Here is a 15,697-nt window from a genome sequence, read left to right on the forward strand (position 1 = left end):
GCTACCACTTGCAGCCGTTGTCTTTATCCAGCGCGTCTTTCAACAGCATGGGCGCGGCCAAAAGGCCCAGGCCGGCGTAGGCGTTCTTGCAATCGGCGCGCTGCGCCCGGTCGATGCCGCGCGCCAACCGTGCTTTTTCCGGATTTTCCGGCAGGGGCTTGGCGTCCGGGTTCTCCGGCGTGAACTGCCGTACTTGCTGGCGCAAGCCTTCCAGCGTCATCCGGGCTTCGCTCTTGCCGGCGCTGGCCGCCGCCTTGCCTGGGAGGCCGTGCGCGGATGCAGGCGCGGCGCGCGAGGAGGATGCGCTGTTGCGCGGCTCGGTGTGGCGCGGTTCTGCCGGTACGGGGGGCGGCGTTTGCGCTTGGCGCTCCGGCGCCGGGGCCGGCAGCAGGCGGGCGTGGATGGCCTGGATGCTTACCCTGAGCGGCGGCGCAGGGGCCGGCTGCGGCGTGGAGCGCATCGAGGGCAGCGCCAGCAGTGCGAGCAGATGCAGGCAGGCGCTGGCGGCGAAGGCCAACGCGCGCCCGGACCAGCGGGCAGGCGGGGGAGAGAGGACGGCGTTCATTTCGGCGTGGCGGAGGTCTGCGTCATCGGCAAGGCGGTTGTCATGGCATGAATAGTCCGATGATAGAGCGCCGTCGCGCCGGAAAGTGCCGCGCCGGTGTAACATCGGGCATCCCGCATCTGGACTCCCGTGATGGAAACCCGCTGGCTGGAAGACTTCCTGGTATTGGCCGACACCGGCAGCTTCACCCGCTCCGCCGAGCTGCGCCACCTGACGCAGCCGGCGTTCTCGCGCCGCATCCGCGCGCTGGAGAGCTGGCTGGGCGCGGACCTGATAGACCGCACCACCTATCCCACCAAGCTCACCGCCGCCGGCAAGCTGCTGCGGGAGCAGGCGGTGCCGCTGCTGGCCCAGCTCAACACCACCCGCACCATGCTGCGCGGCCTGCAGCCCTTGCCGCAGGGCACGCTGGAATTCGCGGTGCCGCACACGCTGTCCTTCTCCTATTTTCCCAAGTGGCTGACCGAGGTCGAGGCCGGCTTCGGCAAGCTGTCCTGCCGGCTGCAGGCCAGCAACGTCCACGACGCGGTGCTGGCCTTCGTCGAAGGCGGTAGCGACCTGTTGATGTGCTACCACCATCCCAAGCAGCCGGTGGAGCTGCACGACGCGCGCTACGGCGGCCTGCGGCTGGGCGTGGAGCGGCTGCGGCCGTACGCGCTGGCGGATGGCGGCGCGGCGCGCTATGTCTTGCCCGGCAGCGCCGACGCGCCGCTGCCTTTTCTCGGCTACGCCAGCAACGCCTATTTCCGCCTGATGAGCGATCTGCTGCTGGTCGGCGGACCCGAGCCGGCCCATCTGTCGCTGCGCTACGAAACCGATATGGCCGAGGGCTTGAAGCAGATGGCGCTGGCCGGACACGGCCTGGCCTTCCTGCCGGAGAGTTCGGTGGCGGCCGAGCGCGAGGCCGGCCGGCTGGCGGCGGCCGGCGGCGACGCGTGGAGCGTGGAGATGGAGGTGAGGCTGTACTGCGACCACCGCCGCGGCCGGGCGGCGCTGGAAGACTTGTGGGATTACCTGGCCGAACGCTATCCGGCGGTGTAGCGCCAAACCGCGCCGGACAAGGGCGGCGCAAGGTTATGCATTTCTTGCATGACCCCATCGCCATTCGGAATTGGCCAAGCTTCCGGGGCGGGCATACAGTGCGGGGCATTCCAGGCCGCGCATGACGGCCGCCCTGAGGAGAACCTCCAGATGACCACCCGTATCGAACACGACCTGCTCGGCAACCGCGACGTGCCGGCCGACGCCTACTGGGGCGTGCACACGCTGCGCGCCATCGAGAACTTCCCGATCACCGGCCAGACCATCGCCGGCTACGGCGACCTGATCCGCGCGCTGGCCTGCATCAAGCAGGCGGCCGCTCAGGCCAACCGCGACCTCGGCATCCTCGACCCCAAGCTGGCCCAGGCCATCGTCGACGCTTGCGAGGAGATCCGCGCCGGCAAGCTGCACGACCAGTTCGTCGTCGACGTGATCCAGGGCGGGGCGGGCACCTCCACCAATATGAACGCCAACGAGGTGATCGCCAACCGCGCGCTGGAGCTGCTGGGCCACGCCAAGGGCGAGTATCAGCACCTGCACCCGAATGAGCACGTCAACCTGTGCCAGAGCACCAACGACGTCTACCCGACCGCGCTGCGCCTGGCCGCCTTCTGGGGCGTGTTGAAGCTGGTGTCGCGGATGGAAACGCTGCGCAAGGCTTTTGCCGACAAGGCCGAGGAGTTCAAGGACATCCTGAAGATGGGCCGCACCCAGTTGCAGGACGCTGTTCCGATGACGCTGGGCCAGGAATTCCAGACTTATTCCGTGATGCTGGGCGAAGACGAGCAGCGGCTGAAGGAAGCCAGCGCGCTGATGCTGGAGATCAACCTCGGCGCCACCGCGATCGGCACCGGCATCACCGCCCATCCGGACTACGCCAAGCTGGTGTGCCTGCATCTGTCCGAGCTGATCGGCAGCCAGCTGATCACCGCGCCCAACCTGATCGAAGCCACCCAGGACTGCGGCGCCTTCGTCCAGCTGTCCGGCGTGATCAAGCGCGCGGCGGTCAAGCTGTCCAAGACCTGCAATGACCTGCGCCTGCTGTCGTCCGGCCCGCGCGCCGGCTTCGGCGAGATCAATCTGCCGGCGCGCCAGGCCGGCTCGTCCATCATGCCGGGCAAGGTCAATCCGGTGATTCCGGAGGTGGTGAGCCAGGTGGCTTACGAGGTGATCGGCAACGACGTCACCATCACCATGGCCGCCGAGGCAGGCCAGCTGCAGCTGAACGCCTTCGAGCCGGTGATCGCCTACAGCCTGTTCCGCAGCGCCGGCCATCTGGCCAATGCCTGCGACACGCTGACCGAGCACTGCGTCAAGGGCATCACCGCCAACCGCGAGCGGCTGCGCCTGAGCGTGGAAAGCTCGATCGGCCTGGTCACCGCGCTCAATCCGGTGATCGGCTATGAAGCCGCCACCCGCGTCGCGGCCGAGGCCCACGCCAACGGCAGCAGCGTCGCCGAAGTGGTGCTGGCCCACGGCCTGCTCACCCGCGAGCAGCTGGACGATATCCTGCAGCCCGACATGCTGACCCGACCGCGCTGGGTGACGCTGTAAACCGTTTTCTCCTTTGTTTGACTCGTGATTCCCGGCGCCGTGAGCGCCGGTTTTTTTATGCGCGTCACAAGCGGCTGGCAGCGGCGTTCCGATGGGGGTATAACATTTATTGTGCACTGCACAAATCGGAGCGCGCGATGAATCATCCTGTCTGGTGGTGGAGTATCGAGTTTCCTGCCCGGACCTGGTCCTGCCTGCTGGACGACTGGCGTTGCCAGCAGCGCTTCTGGCGTTCCAGCCTGTTCCATGGCGCCCGGGTTTGCCTGAGCCAGGCACCGTTGCAGGACAAGCTGGCGCGTTTGGCCAGACGGGGCTGCGCCGATGGCATCGCATTGTGCTACGACAGCTGTCCGCCGCATTTCGAGCTGCTTGAACAGGTTTGCCGGCATTGGCCGCGGCGCGCCGGCGCGCAGGATGAATGGCGGGACTGCCTGCTGCGCAATCAAAGCGCCATGCAGCAAGGCTTGTTGAAACTGGGGAGGGCGTGGTCGCGGCTGTAGCATTGCCAGGCCGCTGTTGGCGCTTTCCAGGCCATGGTTGCGAGCTGCGCATCCATATTGACGCGCCGGCCATGCCATAATCGCTTCCTTCCCACTTCTTGCCGGATGCGACGATGGCCACCCAATTCCTCCTCAGCGAGCAGCAGCTGCAACAGCTGGCGCCGCAATTGCAGCAATACCTGTCCGACCAGCTGGGGCTGGAGGTCGGCAGTTTCGACGCCCGCTTCCTGCTGGATTTCCTGGCTGACAAGATGGGACGGGACATTTACAACAAGGCCTTGCAGGATGCCCAGACCGCGCTGGCGGCGCGGATGGAAACCCTGCAGGCGGCGATCTGGGAACTGGAACGTTAGCCTGGGGCTGCCCGCGGCGGCGGCATTGAGGTTACAATCGCTTATCCCTTTCCTTTTGACTTGCGGTGCCGATGCTCTACTTGCGCTTGATGATAAGAGGCTTCCTGCTGGCGGTTCTGCTGGTGGTGCTGGGCTTCGCCTATGTCGCGTGGAGCATTGTCGACTACGGCAGCGGCGACGACGTGCCGGCTGCCGACGCCGCGCTGGTGCTGGGCGCTGCCGCCTGGGGCAGCAAGCCTTCGCCGGTGTTTCGCGAGCGCATCAACCACGCGGTCAAGCTGTACCAGAGCGGCAAGGTGCGCTGGATCGTGTTCACCGGCGGCACGCCTGAGCCGGGCTATCCGGCCGAGGCCGACGTCGGGCGCGAGTTCGCAGCCCGTCAGGGTGTGCCGATGACGGCGATGCTGGTGGAAAACCAGTCGCGCACCACCTGGCAGAACCTGTCCAATGCCCGGGACCTGGGCAATCAGTTCGGCATCCGCTCCTATCTTTTGGTCAGCGATCCGCTGCATATGCGGCGCGCGGTGCTGATGGCCGGCGATCTGGGCCTGCGCGCCTATCCGGCGCCCACCCAGTCCAGCCGTTTCCGCACGCTGGCCAGCTGGTCCCGCTTTCTCGCGCGCGAGACCTGGCTTTACGTCGGCTACCGGGTATTCCGGCAGCTGTCATGAATCCTGTGGATAAAAACGAGTTCCGGCTGATCTTGTGAATAAGTCGGGTGGGCAAGAAAAAAGCCGGCGATCGCCGGCTTTTTCACGTCTGGAGCAAGCCTCAGGCGGCGTGCCACAGATCGATCAGCTCGCTGGCTTCCAGCGACTTCACTTCGGGGCGGGCCTGCAGCCAGGTCACCAGATCGCCGCGCAGCGCTTCGTCGATCTGCACGCCGCTGATCGGGAAGGCCACGCCTTCCAGGCGGTTCTTGCCGTCGAAATGGCCGCCGAAGCTGATGCCGGCCTCATCGAAGCGGGTCAGCCAGCCGTCCAGCAGCGCGTCGGCATCCGCGCCGTCGTGCAGTTCGGCCACCAGGTGGAAACCCAGCTCGCGGAACTCGCCTACGCGCATTTTCTTGCGCTGGCGGGCGTTCAACCGTTTCAGACGTTGAGCGGAGTTGGGGTTGCGCAGGAATGCCATGGTAGATCCTTGTTCGGAAAATGCGCTGAATGATAGCAGGTTTGCCGGATCGAGACGCTTCGGCCACCTAGGCGACGGCATTTGTCTGACGATTAATTGTAATAAATTGACATTGTGTTGATTTATGTCGTGTGGCTAATATCAAGATTGTATTCAGAAATTAACCACAAAAAGACGACAAAGTGATGAAAGAGATCAAAAAGACAGTCCTGGCTTCCGTGATCCTGAGCGCAATGGTGACCGCATGCGGCGGCGGCGGGAGCTCGTCCGCCGACAGCGGATCGGGCGGCGCGCTTTCGGTCGCTTTTTACCAGCGCAGCGCCAGCGGCGTCGAGGTCGGCACGCTGGATTGCGCGGGCGGCAGCTGCAAGTTGCCGGCCAGCGCCGGCGGGGCGGCATCGGGCTCGGTCTACCGTTACAGCAACACCACCGGCCGCGACCAGACGCTGCAAGTCGCCGGTCCGGTGACCTCGGCCTGGCAGGCCGAGCTGGTCCGCGTTAGCGGCGGCGATACCTCCACCCAGTTCAAGCTTTCCGGCAGCGGCCTGCGCGGCGCCGACCGTGAAGTGGCGGACCGGCTGGAAGCCGAAAGCCAGGCGGTGTTGAACGCGGTGGCGAAGAACAGCAGCAACGGCGCGTTGCAACGGTTGCAATTGCAGCATTCGGCCAAGCTGAGCGGCGCGCAGGCCGCGCTGCAGCAGCAAGCCTACGCGCTGGGCGACGCGCGCACCTGGCACGACATGGACGGCGACAGCCCCTCCACGCTGAAAGCGGTGCGCGATCTGCCCAATGGCGGCGGCAAGGTCTATGTCTGGGGCCAGGGCGGCCTGGACGTGAGCGTCGACAATGCCCAGGCCGACGCGCTGGCAGAGCGTTTCGCAAACAGCGTCTATCCGCTGGAAGCCAGCGTGGTCAGCGAGCCCTGGGGCAACGACATCCACCCGAGCTGGCGCAGCCTGGCCCTGCCCGGCGACACCAAGGACGTGCACCTGGTGCTGAGCCGGCTCAACGATCCGGCCAAGACCAGCGGCGGCCGCCTGCTCGGCTACGTGCGCTGGACCAACGCGCTGCTGGCTTCGGCCGCGGCCAGCATGTGCCAGGGCGACGCCGACTGCGCCGACGTGATCGGCAAGAGCAACCAGGCGCTGGTGACCTTCATCGATCTGGACACCTTCGCCAAGGCCGACAACCCGGACAACTGGTCGATGAAGGACAACGGCCCGAGCCTGGCGTTGTCGACGATGGCGCACGAATACCTGCACGTGCTGTACGCTTACAACAAGATTCTGCGCCAGAAGCCGGGCTCGACGCCGACCACGGTATGGGAGAACGAGCTGGCGGCCCAGACCATGGGCTACCTAGTGTCGGCCGATACCTACACCGGCGGCCGCGGCCGCGACGCCAACTCGCATCCGGATCTGCGTCCGCGCGGCGATTTCGAGCAGTTCCTGGCCAAGCCGGCATGCAATCTGAAGGGCTGGAGTGTCGCCGCCGACGATTACACTTGCTATCCGAAGGCGCTGGCGCTGGGCATGCAAATGTTGCACCAGTTCGGCCCCGGCGTGATGAAGCCGTGGGTGACTGGCCCCAGCAAGGGAGAGAGCGCTTTGAACGACGGATTGCGAGCGGTGGGCGGCGGCGATTACAGCAGCCTGCTGCAGCGGCTGACCACCACGCTGGGGCTGGGCGCCTACAGCCAGGACGTGGCGGGCTTCGGCTTCCCGGCCAAGACCATTACCCTGCCGGCCAACCAGTACTTCCCGACCGGCAAGACGCTGGCGCTGCCGGCGGTGCGCTTCCAGGCATCCGACGTGGGTTGGCGCAACGACAGCAGCAAGGAAACCTGGCGCCAGGCCTTGTCGGTATCGCGCGGCGCGGCCCGGATCACCGTGCCGGCGAATAGCCATCTGTTGCTGGTGAAGCCGTGACGCGGCGCGCGCTGTGGCTGCTGGCCCTGCTGCCCTCGCTGCTGGCGATGGGCGGCCAGCCCTGGGAACGCGGCGTGCTGGTGGAAGTGGGCGCCTATCCGCTGGTGACGCTGGGGATAGAGCGCAGCGATGGCGCGGTGCTGGCGATACGGCCGGCGGAGCCGGGCAAGGGACTGGATCAGGCGGCGTTGAAACAGTTGCGCCGCCAGCTGGGCCATTCCATCCGCTACCGGGCGGCAGGCTATGCCGAAAGCCCGGTGTACGGCAGGGAAGTGATTTTGCAAGGCGCTGAAGCCGAGCGCTGAGCGCGGCTGTTCAGCGGAACGCCCATCCGGCATCATGCTGGATGGGCGTTCATTTTTTCAGGAGTCGGCATGCGCGTATTGACCCCGCAGAGTTTTCTGGACATGCCGTGGGCCAATGGCGGCGGCCGCACCCGCGAGCTGTTCCGGCTGCCGCATCCGCAGCGGCGCGACGCGTTCGCGCTGCGGATGTCCATCGCCGAAGTGGCTGAGGGCGGGCCGTTTTCCCATTTCGCCGGCGTGGACCGCTTGCTGGGCCTGCTGGAAGGCGAGGGCATGGAGCTGAGCCTGGCCGATGGCCGCCATCTGACATTGGACGCGCCAGGACAGGTGGTGGCTTTCACCGGGGAGATCGGCATCCAGTGCCGCCTGCTGGGCGGCCCCTTGCGCGATTGCAATCTGATGTTGGCGCGCGATTGGGGCCGCGGCGACTTGGAGCGGCTGTCGCCGGCCGATGGAGAGACGGTGCGGCTGGAGGCGGCCGACCTGGTCCTGCTGTATTTGCAGCGCGGCGCGTGGCGCTGCGGCGGCGAGGCGCTGCCGGATGGAGGCCTGCTGCTGCTGCTGGAGAACGAGGCCGTTGCCCTGAGCGCAAGCGGTGGGGCCGTCGGCTGGCTGGCCATCGTCCATCGCCTGCCGGCGTGACGCCGCGCGGGCATGAAAAAAAGCCGGGCAAGCCCGGCTTTTGCTTGGCGGCGGGCGTTACAGCCCCAGTTCGCTCCACAAGGCGTCGACGCGCGCCTTGACCGCGTCGTCCATCACGATGGGCGTGCCCCACTCGCGGTTGGTTTCGCCCGGCATCTTGTTGGTGGCGTCCAGGCCCATCTTGCCGCCCAGGCCGGAGATCGGGCTGGCGAAGTCCAGATAGTCGATCGGGGTGTGGTCGATCAGCGTGGTGTCGCGCACCGGGTCCATCCGGGTGGTGATCGCCCAGATCACTTCCTTCCAGTCGCGGGTATTCACGTCGTCGTCCACCACCACGATGAACTTGGTGTACATGAACTGGCGCAAGAAGCTCCAGCAACCCATCATCACCCGCTTGGCGTGGCCGGGGTACTGCTTCTTGATGCTGACGATGGCCATGCGGTAGCTGCAGCCTTCCGGCGGCAGGTAGAAATCGACGATCTCCGGAAACTGCTTCTGCAGGATGGGCACGAACACCTCGTTCAGCGCCACGCCCAGGATGGCGGGCTCGTCCGGCGGCTTGCCGGTGTAGGTGCTGTGGTAGATCGGATTTTCGCGCGTCGTGATCCGGTCTATGGTCAGCACCGGGAAGCTGTCCTGCTCGTTGTAGTAGCCGGTGTGGTCGCCGTACGGGCCTTCCATCGCCATATCGTTCGGGTGGATGTGGCCTTCCAGCACGATCTCCGCGCGGGCCGGCACCTGCAGGTCCGAGCCGATGCACTGGACCAGCTCGGTGCGGCTGCCGCGCAGGAGGCCGGCGAATTGGTATTCGGAGAGCGTGTCCGGCACCGGCGTCACCGCGCCCAGTATCGTCGCCGGGTCGCAGCCCAGCACCACCGCCACCGGATAGGGCTTGTCCGGGTTTTGCTGGCGGAACTCGCGATAGTCCAGCGCGCCGCCGCGATGAGCCAGCCAGCGCATGATCACGCGGTTCTTGCCGATGACTTGCTGACGGTAGATGCCGAGGTTCTGCCGCTTCTTGTTGGGGCCGCGAGTGACGGTCAGGCCCCAGGTGATCAGCGGCGCGGCGTCTCCGGGCCAGCAATGCTGGATCGGCAGCTTGCCGAGATCGACCGCCTCGCCTTCCCAGACGATGTCCTGGCAGGGCGCTTTCTTCACTTCCTTGGGCGCCATCGACAGCACCTGCTTCAGCAGCGGCAGCTTGTCCCAGGCGTCCTTCAGGCCCTTGGGCGGCTCCGGCTCCTTCAGATAGGCCAGCGTCTTGCCTATCTCCCTGAGCTGCATCACGTCTTCGGCGCCCATGCCCATCGCCACGCGCTCGGGCGTGCCGAACAGGTTGGCCAGCACCGGGAAGTCGTAGCGGTGGCCGTCATGGACCGGTTGTTCGAACAGCAGCGCCGGGCCGTTGGCCTTCAGCACCCGGTCGCCGATTTCGGTCATTTCCAGGTGGGGAGATACCGGAGCATTGATGCGCTTCAGCAGCTGCTTTTGTTCAAGTTGGGCGATGAATTCCCGTAGATCGGCATATTTCATGACTTTTTCATGATCTGACGCAAAGTGTGAGAGGGAGGGCTTGGATAATCTGCCTGCGGACGTCGCACGCTACTGCCGGCGTGCATGGCTGTCAACGCCGGCATGGTTCATGGCGGCATTACCTAGTCATTGGAGAACATAAATGAAGAAGCTCGCACTCGCCGCCATGGTCGGCATGCTGTCCGCCGGCGCGTTCGCCGCCCAAGGCGACATTCTGGCACGTTTCCGCGTGATCAACGTCGCGCCGTCCAGCAGCTGGAGCAATTCCGGCCTGGTGCCGGGCCTGAATGTCGAAGCCAAGAGCTCGACGGTGCCGGAAATCGACTTCACCTACATGATCACCAACAATATCGGCGCCGAGCTGATCCTGGGCACTTCCCGCCACAAGATCACCGCCAACGGCGCGGATATCGGCAAAGTATCCGTGCTGCCGCCGACGCTGACTGCCCAATACCACTTTGCGCCGGACGCGACCTTCCGTCCGTATGTGGGCGCCGGCATCAACTACACCCGCTTCTACAGCACGGGGCTGAATGCCTTGGGCACGCCGCTGAGCGTGAAGAACAACAGCTTCGGCCCGGCGCTGCAGATCGGCGCCGACTACGCGATCAACAAGAGCTGGTTCGTCAACGTGGACGTGAAGAAGCTGTGGATCCAGACCGACGTGACCGCCGACAAGCTCGGCGGCGCCAAGCTGGGCACGCTGCATGTCGATCCGTGGGTGTTCGGCATCGGCGTCGGCACCAAGTTCTGATCCAGCCAGACCATCGGTCATGCGAGGACGCCTGCGGGCGTCCTTTTGCATTGTGGTCAAATGTAAACGATTGATGATATTGACATCGCGGGGGAAGTCGCCAATGCTGGCCGCTGGCTGATCCACGGAATCGGCATGCCCGCTTGGAAAAGGGTGGGGCATTTGTCGCGGCGGCGACATGAAAAGCGGCTCTTGGCGACATGAATCGCATGTTTCAGACAAGTTTGTTGTCAAAATGCATCATTTCAATGAGAACCATTCGAAGTTTTCCGCGTCATCCGGAAGAGGGGACGCGCGGGTTTTTTTCAGTGAAAAGAGCAACTTATCCCGCCGGCTTGACTTGTTGGGCGCGCCAGGCGGTAAAGTGAGCTGAGGTCTTGAATTTACAAGGGATTTTCGCGGCCCCGTAAACCGATTTTTTGTTAAAATGGCGCCCTTTTTCGTGGCGGGGAAGATAGATGGCTCTCCTGGAAATCAAAAACGTGGTCAAACGCTTCGGCGACTACACGGCTGTCAATGACGTCAGCCTATCGGTCGAGGCGGGCGAGTTCTTCACCCTGCTGGGACCCTCCGGCTGCGGCAAGACCACCTTGCTGCGCATGCTGGCCGGTTTCGAACAACCGGACGCCGGCCAGATTCTGCTGGATGGCCAGGACATGTCGCAGGTGGCGCCGGAGAAGCGCCCGGTGCATACCGTGTTCCAGAGCTACGCGCTGTTCCCGCACATGACGGTGCGCGAGAACATCGCCTTCCCGCTGAAAATGGCCAAATGGGACAAGCGCAAGATCGCCGCCCAGGTGGACGAATTGCTGGAAGACGTGCGCCTGACCCAGTTCGGCGACCGCTACCCGCACGAGATGTCCGGCGGCCAGCGCCAGCGCGTGGCCATCGCCCGCGCGTTGGTGGACCGTCCGCGCCTGTTGCTGCTGGACGAGCCGTTGTCCGCGCTCGACGCCAAGCTGCGCGAGGAAATGCAGATCGAACTGATCAATCTGCAGAAGGAGGTGGGCATCACCTTCGTCTACGTCACCCACGACCAGGGCGAGGCGCTGGCGCTGTCGCACCGCATCGCGGTGATGAGCCACGGCAAGGTTGAGCAGCTGGATGCGCCGGAGAAGCTGTACAGCTATCCGAAGAACCGTTTCGTCGCCGACTTCCTCGGCCAGTGCAATGTGCTGGAAGGCACGATCAAGGCCTTGCACGGCGACGCCATGACCGTGGCGCTGAAGGGCTGCGGAGACGTCAAGTGCCAGGCGGTGCCGGGCGTGAAGGAAGGCCAGCAGGGTTGGCTGGCGCTGCGGCCGGAGAAGGTGAAGCTCGACAAGGAGCTGCCGGAACTGCCGGACGAGGCCTATTTCAAGGGCCGCGTCCATGATTGCCTGTACCTGGGCGACGTCACCCTCTACGTGGTGGAGGTGGCCGACGGCGTGTTGGTGGAGGCGATGCAGCCCAACAATATTCCCGGCGTGGCCAAGTTCTTCGACGACGGCGACGTGGTCGAAGTGGCCTGGCGTTTCGACGCCGGCAGTTTCCTGACGGAGTAAGCGATGGCGATGCGTGATCGTTTCGGCAAGTGGGCGCTGTCCTGGCCCCCCTTGCTGTACCTGGTATTGTTCTTCCTGATCCCGTCGCTGATCATGCTGGTGGCCGCGTTCCGCCAGCCCGGCGACTACGGCGGCCTGGCGCCGCTGTTCACCATCGAGGACGGCCAGCGCGTCTGGGAACTGACGCTCGATAATTTCCACCGCCTGGTGGAGGAGCCGCTGTACATCGAGCTGTTCATCAAGTCGGCCGGCTATGCGCTGACCACCACCGTGGTCTGCCTGCTGATGGCCTACCCGCTGGCCTGGCTGATCGCCCGCTCCGGCAAGAAGTACCGCGATCTGCTGCTGCTGTTGGTGATCTTGCCGTTCTGGTCCAACTTCCTGATCCGCATTTACGCGTGGATGATCATCCTCGGCCCGCAGTCGGCGTTCACCAAGGCGCTGAACCTGGTGCTGACCACGCTGGGCTTTGAGCCGGTGCGGCTGCTGTTCACCTCGTTCGCGGTGATCGTCGGCCTGGTATACGTGCATCTGCCCTTCATGGTGTTGCCGCTGTACGCCAATCTGGAAAAGCACGACATGGCGCTGTTGGACGCCGCGCAAGACTTGGGCGCCAACGCTTGGCAGCGCTTCTGGCGCGTGACCTGGCCGTTGAGCCTGCCGGGCGTGTTCGCTGGCTCGGCGCTGGTGTTCATCCCGGCGCTGGGCATGTTCGCCATCCCGGACATCCTGGGCGGCACCGAATCCATCATGATAGGCAACCTGATCAAGCAGCAGATCCTGGACACCCGCGACTGGCCGTTCGGCTCCGTGCTGTCCATCATGCTGACCGGCGGCGTGCTGCTGATCGCCGTGCTAGGGGCCGCGGTGGCCAGAAAGGGGAAGGCGCGTGGCTAAGAAACAATCCAAATGGCTGTGGGCTTCGGCCGGCTTGACCTATCTGTTCCTCTACCTGCCGCTGGTCATCGTGGTGCTGTATTCGTTCAACGATTCGCGCCTGAACGCCGAATGGGTGGGCTTCACGCTGAAGTGGTACCAGAAGCTGTTCCACAACGAGAAGATGCTGACCGCGGCCGGCAACTCGCTGCTGATCGGCATCATCGCCAGTTTCTTCGCCACCATCCTGGGCACGCTGGCCGGCATCGCGCTGCATAAGTACAAGCTCAGGCTGCTGCCCTTCCTGGTGTTGACGCCGATCGCCATCCCCGAGCTGCTGATGGGGGTGTCGCTGGTGATCTTCTTTGTCATCGTCAACCAGCTGATCGGCATCCTGGAGCTGGGCTTCGTCACCATCCTGCTGTCTCACATCGCCTTCTGCATCGGCTTTGTCGCCATTGTGGTGCGGGCGCGGATGCAGGGCATGGACGACAGCCTGGTGGAGGCGGCGCGCGATCTGGGCGCCACGCCGTTCCAGGCTTTTCGCCTGATCACGCTGCCGGTGATCAAGCCCGGCATCATCGCTGGCGCGCTGATGGCGTTCACGTTGTCGATCGACGACTTCGTGATCACCTTCTTCACCGCCGGCGCCGGCGCCAGCATGCTGCCGCTGGAGATCTACTCGATGATCAAGATCGCGGTGACGCCGGAAGTGAATGCGGTGTCCAGTTTGCTGATGCTGCTGACGCTGGCGTTGATCGTCATCGCGTCCAAGGTTTCGCCGAGCGCCTTGCGCGCCAACGGCTGAGCCGCCAGGCCGAAAGGCCGATTCGGCGGCAAGGCGTTTTGCGTTGCAGCATAATGCCTTGCCGTCGCCGCCTCACCCGGGCGACGCGAGGGGGTGTCTCCCGGTTAACTCGTAGTACCACCAAGCTGTGCAATACAAAGGAAACGAAATGAAGAAGATCCTCGCGCTGCTGGCGCTGGCGGCCTCCACCCAGGCGTTCGCCGCCGAAGAGCTGCATCTGTACAACTGGAACAACTACCTGTCCGAGAGCGCGGCCAAGAGTTTCGAGGCCTACTGCAAGTGCAAGCTGGTGCAGGACTACTACGGCGACAACGAAGAGCTGCTGGCCAAGCTGGCCGCTGGCGCCAAGGGCTACGACATCGTGGTGCCGACCGGTTTCGCCGTCGACGCGCTGATCAAGCAGGGCAAGGCCCAGCCGCTGGACAAAGCCCAGCTGCCCAATTTCAAGAATCTGAATCCGGGCTACCTGAACAGCTTCTTCGACAAGGGCAACAAGTACTCCGCCCCGTACGCATTCACCACCACCCTGATCGGCTACAACGAGACCAAGCTGAAGCAGCTGGGCCTGAGCGACAAGGTCAACAGCTGGGCGCTGATCTTCGATCCGGCGCTGCTGGCCAAGATCAAGGGCAAGGTCACCGTGCTGGATTCGCAGCGCGAACTGGTCTCCGCCGCGCTGATGTATCTGGGCAAACCGGCCAATTCCACCAATCCGGCCGACTGGAAAGCCGCCCGCGACGTGATCCTGAAGGCCAAGCCGTATTGGGCCGCCTTCAACAACCAGTCCTATATCAAGGAACTGACCGTCGGCAACATCTATGTCGCCTTCGGCTACTCCAACGATATGTTCCAGGCCCAGCAGGACGCCAAGAAGGCCAAGCGCGCTTTCGCGCTGAACTTCAGCCTGCAGAAGGAAGGCAACACCCTGTCGCTGGACAACTTCGTAGTGTTGAAGGATGCGCCGCGAAAGGATCTGGCCTACAAGTTCATCAACTTCATGCTGGATGGCAAGAACGCCGCCGGGCTGACCAACGAAATGGGCAACGGCAATCCGAACGCCGCCGCCGGCAAGTTCGTTAAGACCGAACTGACCAAGATCCCGGCGATCTTCCCGACCACCACCGACCTGCCGCGTCTGCAGCAGTTGCACGATCTGAACACCAAGGATCGCCGCGAGCTGAACAAGGTGTGGTCCGAAATCAAGCTGAAGTAAGCGTATCCGCGTTGTCCAATAAAAAGGCCGGGAAGTTTCCCGGCCTTTTTCTATATATATGCGCTGGCTTAATCCAGATGCAGCCGCAGCAGCTGGCTGATCTTCTCGACGCGGTGATCGACGTGGGCGGGTTTGCGCGGCTCATGGCTGACCCAGATGGTGGTCATGCCCAGCTCCTTCGCCGTCAGCAGATTGGGCAGGGAGTCTTCCACCATGATGCAATGCGCGGGATTCAGGCCTTCGCGGGCCAGCACGGCATGGAAGGCGTCAAGGTGGGGTTTGGGGATATAGTTCAGCCGCTCCACGCCGTATACCGATTCGAAATGATGTTGAATCCGCATCCGCTGCAGAATGCCTTCCACATAGTGCTGCGGGCCGTTGGACAGAATGATCTTGCGGCCGGGAAGGGCGCTGAGGTTTTCCGCCAGCCGGTCTTCGAATTGCAGCCACTGTTCCAATACCTCCACCGGATGGGTTTCGATCAGGAACTGCTGCGGGTCGATGCCGTGATGAGTGGACAAGCCGTGCATGGTGGCGCCGTATTGCGCCCAGTAGCGGGAGCGCAGCGCGCAGGCCTCCGTCTCGTCCACGCCGAGGTGGCGCATCATGTATTCGGTCATCAGCTTGTTGATATGGTCGAAGATGCCGCCGCTGGCGTGATGGAGGGTGTCGTCGAGGTCGAAGATCCAGGTCTTGTGGTTCACGTTCGAAACTGCATGAAAAGAGGGACCGAAGATTATCCATTCATGGCGGCCGGCAGGCTAGTGGAAGCGGTTCAGAAGGCTCGCGAAGCCTGTTTCTATTGTTATCAGTGGTTTACAGTGTTTTGACCAGATTTTTTCAATTTCTTTGCAGAAAGGTGTTGACGGGTGTGGGGCCCGGGCGTATAGTTCGCCTCCTCAGCTGACGCAGCGAACGAAACAGCGGAAACGAAACGGTTCCGGTGATGA

17 protein-coding genes are annotated in these 15,697 nt (G+C 63.9%); 13 read left to right on the forward strand and 4 right to left on the reverse strand.

The window, feature by feature from the left end; translation table 11 throughout:
* Position 1: 1 nt before the first annotated feature.
* On the reverse strand, positions 2 to 565 hold the full coding sequence (locus VA599_RS22605) for a hypothetical protein (protein WP_152526933.1): 564 nt from the start codon (positions 563 to 565) through the stop codon (positions 2 to 4).
* A gap of 132 nt (positions 566 to 697) precedes the next feature.
* On the opposite strand from VA599_RS22605, the gene VA599_RS22610 reads away from it, so the two are divergent.
* The 5 genes from VA599_RS22610 to VA599_RS22630 all read left to right on the forward strand — a co-directional run bounded on the left by VA599_RS22610 (position 698) and on the right by VA599_RS22630 (position 4,684).
* Positions 698 to 1,606 carry a LysR substrate-binding domain-containing protein gene (locus tag VA599_RS22610; protein WP_346790743.1) on the forward strand — a complete coding sequence of 303 codons (909 nt, stop codon included), beginning with the start codon at positions 698 to 700 and terminating at the stop codon, positions 1,604 to 1,606.
* Between the two features lie 150 nt (positions 1,607 to 1,756).
* A complete protein-coding gene (aspA, locus tag VA599_RS22615; protein WP_104946097.1) occupies positions 1,757 to 3,160 on the forward strand; it encodes an aspartate ammonia-lyase in 1,404 nt (467 codons plus the stop codon).
* A gap of 137 nt (positions 3,161 to 3,297) precedes the next feature.
* Positions 3,298 to 3,660 carry a hypothetical protein gene (locus tag VA599_RS22620; RefSeq protein WP_346790745.1) on the forward strand — a complete coding sequence of 121 codons (363 nt, stop codon included), beginning with the start codon at positions 3,298 to 3,300 and terminating at the stop codon, positions 3,658 to 3,660.
* Between the two features lie 113 nt (positions 3,661 to 3,773).
* Positions 3,774 to 4,013 (forward strand): DUF2164 family protein, encoded by a 240-nt coding sequence (locus VA599_RS22625; protein WP_021477392.1) that lies wholly within the window; start codon positions 3,774 to 3,776, stop codon positions 4,011 to 4,013.
* 71 nt (positions 4,014 to 4,084) lie between these two features.
* Complete coding sequence (locus VA599_RS22630; RefSeq protein ID WP_166440311.1) at positions 4,085 to 4,684, forward strand: YdcF family protein; 600 nt, start codon at positions 4,085 to 4,087, stop codon at positions 4,682 to 4,684.
* A gap of 100 nt (positions 4,685 to 4,784) precedes the next feature.
* Here the strand turns inward: VA599_RS22630 and VA599_RS22635 are convergent, their stop codons facing one another.
* On the reverse strand, positions 4,785 to 5,144 hold the full coding sequence (locus VA599_RS22635) for a YggL family protein (RefSeq protein WP_021477390.1): 360 nt from the start codon (positions 5,142 to 5,144) through the stop codon (positions 4,785 to 4,787).
* 185 nt (positions 5,145 to 5,329) lie between these two features.
* Between VA599_RS22635 and VA599_RS22640 the strand changes: the two genes are divergently transcribed.
* The 3 genes from VA599_RS22640 to VA599_RS22650 all read left to right on the forward strand — a co-directional run bounded on the left by VA599_RS22640 (position 5,330) and on the right by VA599_RS22650 (position 8,019).
* Positions 5,330 to 7,072, forward strand: a complete 1,743-nt coding sequence (locus VA599_RS22640; RefSeq protein ID WP_346790748.1) for a M30 family zinc metallopeptidase — start codon at positions 5,330 to 5,332, stop codon at positions 7,070 to 7,072.
* Positions 7,069 to 7,377 (forward strand): hypothetical protein, encoded by a 309-nt coding sequence (locus VA599_RS22645; protein ID WP_021477388.1) that lies wholly within the window; start codon positions 7,069 to 7,071, stop codon positions 7,375 to 7,377. Before VA599_RS22640 ends, VA599_RS22645 begins: the two co-directional genes overlap by 4 nt.
* A gap of 69 nt (positions 7,378 to 7,446) precedes the next feature.
* Positions 7,447 to 8,019, forward strand: coding sequence for a HutD/Ves family protein (locus VA599_RS22650; protein ID WP_346790751.1), 573 nt, complete (start codon positions 7,447 to 7,449; stop codon positions 8,017 to 8,019).
* Positions 8,020 to 8,076: 57 nt separating this feature from the next.
* Here the strand turns inward: VA599_RS22650 and ubiD are convergent, their stop codons facing one another.
* Positions 8,077 to 9,552 carry a 4-hydroxy-3-polyprenylbenzoate decarboxylase gene (gene ubiD / locus VA599_RS22655; protein ID WP_346790753.1) on the reverse strand — a complete coding sequence of 492 codons (1,476 nt, stop codon included), beginning with the start codon at positions 9,550 to 9,552 and terminating at the stop codon, positions 8,077 to 8,079.
* A gap of 142 nt (positions 9,553 to 9,694) precedes the next feature.
* Here ubiD and VA599_RS22660 point away from each other — a divergent pair, with 142 nt between their 5' ends.
* The 5 genes from VA599_RS22660 (at position 9,695) to VA599_RS22680 (ending at position 14,747) form a co-directional block, all read left to right on the forward strand.
* Complete coding sequence (locus VA599_RS22660; RefSeq protein ID WP_021477385.1) at positions 9,695 to 10,306, forward strand: OmpW/AlkL family protein; 612 nt, start codon at positions 9,695 to 9,697, stop codon at positions 10,304 to 10,306.
* Between the two features lie 458 nt (positions 10,307 to 10,764).
* Entirely contained in the window at positions 10,765 to 11,850 is a 1,086-nt protein-coding gene (locus VA599_RS22665) for an ABC transporter ATP-binding protein (protein ID WP_021477384.1), read from the forward strand.
* Positions 11,851 to 11,853: 3 nt separating this feature from the next.
* Entirely contained in the window at positions 11,854 to 12,747 is an 894-nt protein-coding gene (locus VA599_RS22670) for an ABC transporter permease (protein WP_021477383.1), read from the forward strand.
* The gene (locus VA599_RS22675) at positions 12,740 to 13,534 is read left to right on the forward strand and encodes an ABC transporter permease (RefSeq protein ID WP_021477382.1); all 795 of its coding nucleotides are present in this window, start codon (positions 12,740 to 12,742) and stop codon (positions 13,532 to 13,534) included. The genes VA599_RS22670 and VA599_RS22675 overlap by 8 nt, the downstream gene beginning before the upstream one ends.
* A gap of 148 nt (positions 13,535 to 13,682) precedes the next feature.
* Complete coding sequence (locus tag VA599_RS22680) at positions 13,683 to 14,747, forward strand: ABC transporter substrate-binding protein (RefSeq protein ID WP_021477381.1); 1,065 nt, start codon at positions 13,683 to 13,685, stop codon at positions 14,745 to 14,747.
* A 68-nt stretch (positions 14,748 to 14,815) separates the two neighbouring features.
* On the opposite strand, the gene VA599_RS22685 is transcribed toward VA599_RS22680, so the two are convergent.
* Positions 14,816 to 15,451: a pyrimidine 5'-nucleotidase gene (locus tag VA599_RS22685; protein ID WP_021477380.1), complete on the reverse strand. Its 636-nt coding sequence runs from the start codon at positions 15,449 to 15,451 to the stop codon at positions 14,816 to 14,818.
* Positions 15,452 to 15,697: the final 246 nt, after the last annotated feature.

Source organism: Chromobacterium indicum, from assembly GCF_039708975.1.
Classification (GTDB): Bacteria; Pseudomonadota; Gammaproteobacteria; order Burkholderiales; family Chromobacteriaceae; genus Chromobacterium; species Chromobacterium piscinae.

Excerpts from the sequence above, each read along its gene's own strand:
- VA599_RS22605 (WP_152526933.1), bottom strand. The coding sequence starts at position 565 with ATGAACGCCGTCCTCTCTCCCCCGCCTGCCCGCTGGTCCGGGCGCGCG.
- VA599_RS22610 (WP_346790743.1), top strand. The coding sequence starts at position 698 with ATGGAAACCCGCTGGCTGGAAGACTTCCTGGTATTGGCCGACACCGGC.
- aspA (WP_104946097.1), top strand. The coding sequence starts at position 1,757 with ATGACCACCCGTATCGAACACGACCTGCTCGGCAACCGCGACGTGCCG.
- VA599_RS22620 (WP_346790745.1), top strand. The coding sequence starts at position 3,298 with ATGAATCATCCTGTCTGGTGGTGGAGTATCGAGTTTCCTGCCCGGACC.
- VA599_RS22625 (WP_021477392.1), top strand. The coding sequence starts at position 3,774 with ATGGCCACCCAATTCCTCCTCAGCGAGCAGCAGCTGCAACAGCTGGCG.
- VA599_RS22630 (WP_166440311.1), top strand. The coding sequence starts at position 4,085 with ATGCTCTACTTGCGCTTGATGATAAGAGGCTTCCTGCTGGCGGTTCTG.
- VA599_RS22635 (WP_021477390.1), bottom strand. The coding sequence starts at position 5,144 with ATGGCATTCCTGCGCAACCCCAACTCCGCTCAACGTCTGAAACGGTTG.
- VA599_RS22640 (WP_346790748.1), top strand. The coding sequence starts at position 5,330 with ATGAAAGAGATCAAAAAGACAGTCCTGGCTTCCGTGATCCTGAGCGCA.
- VA599_RS22650 (WP_346790751.1), top strand. The coding sequence starts at position 7,447 with ATGCGCGTATTGACCCCGCAGAGTTTTCTGGACATGCCGTGGGCCAAT.
- ubiD (WP_346790753.1), bottom strand. The coding sequence starts at position 9,552 with ATGAAATATGCCGATCTACGGGAATTCATCGCCCAACTTGAACAAAAG.
- VA599_RS22660 (WP_021477385.1), top strand. The coding sequence starts at position 9,695 with ATGAAGAAGCTCGCACTCGCCGCCATGGTCGGCATGCTGTCCGCCGGC.
- VA599_RS22665 (WP_021477384.1), top strand. The coding sequence starts at position 10,765 with ATGGCTCTCCTGGAAATCAAAAACGTGGTCAAACGCTTCGGCGACTAC.
- VA599_RS22670 (WP_021477383.1), top strand. The coding sequence starts at position 11,854 with ATGGCGATGCGTGATCGTTTCGGCAAGTGGGCGCTGTCCTGGCCCCCC.
- VA599_RS22680 (WP_021477381.1), top strand. The coding sequence starts at position 13,683 with ATGAAGAAGATCCTCGCGCTGCTGGCGCTGGCGGCCTCCACCCAGGCG.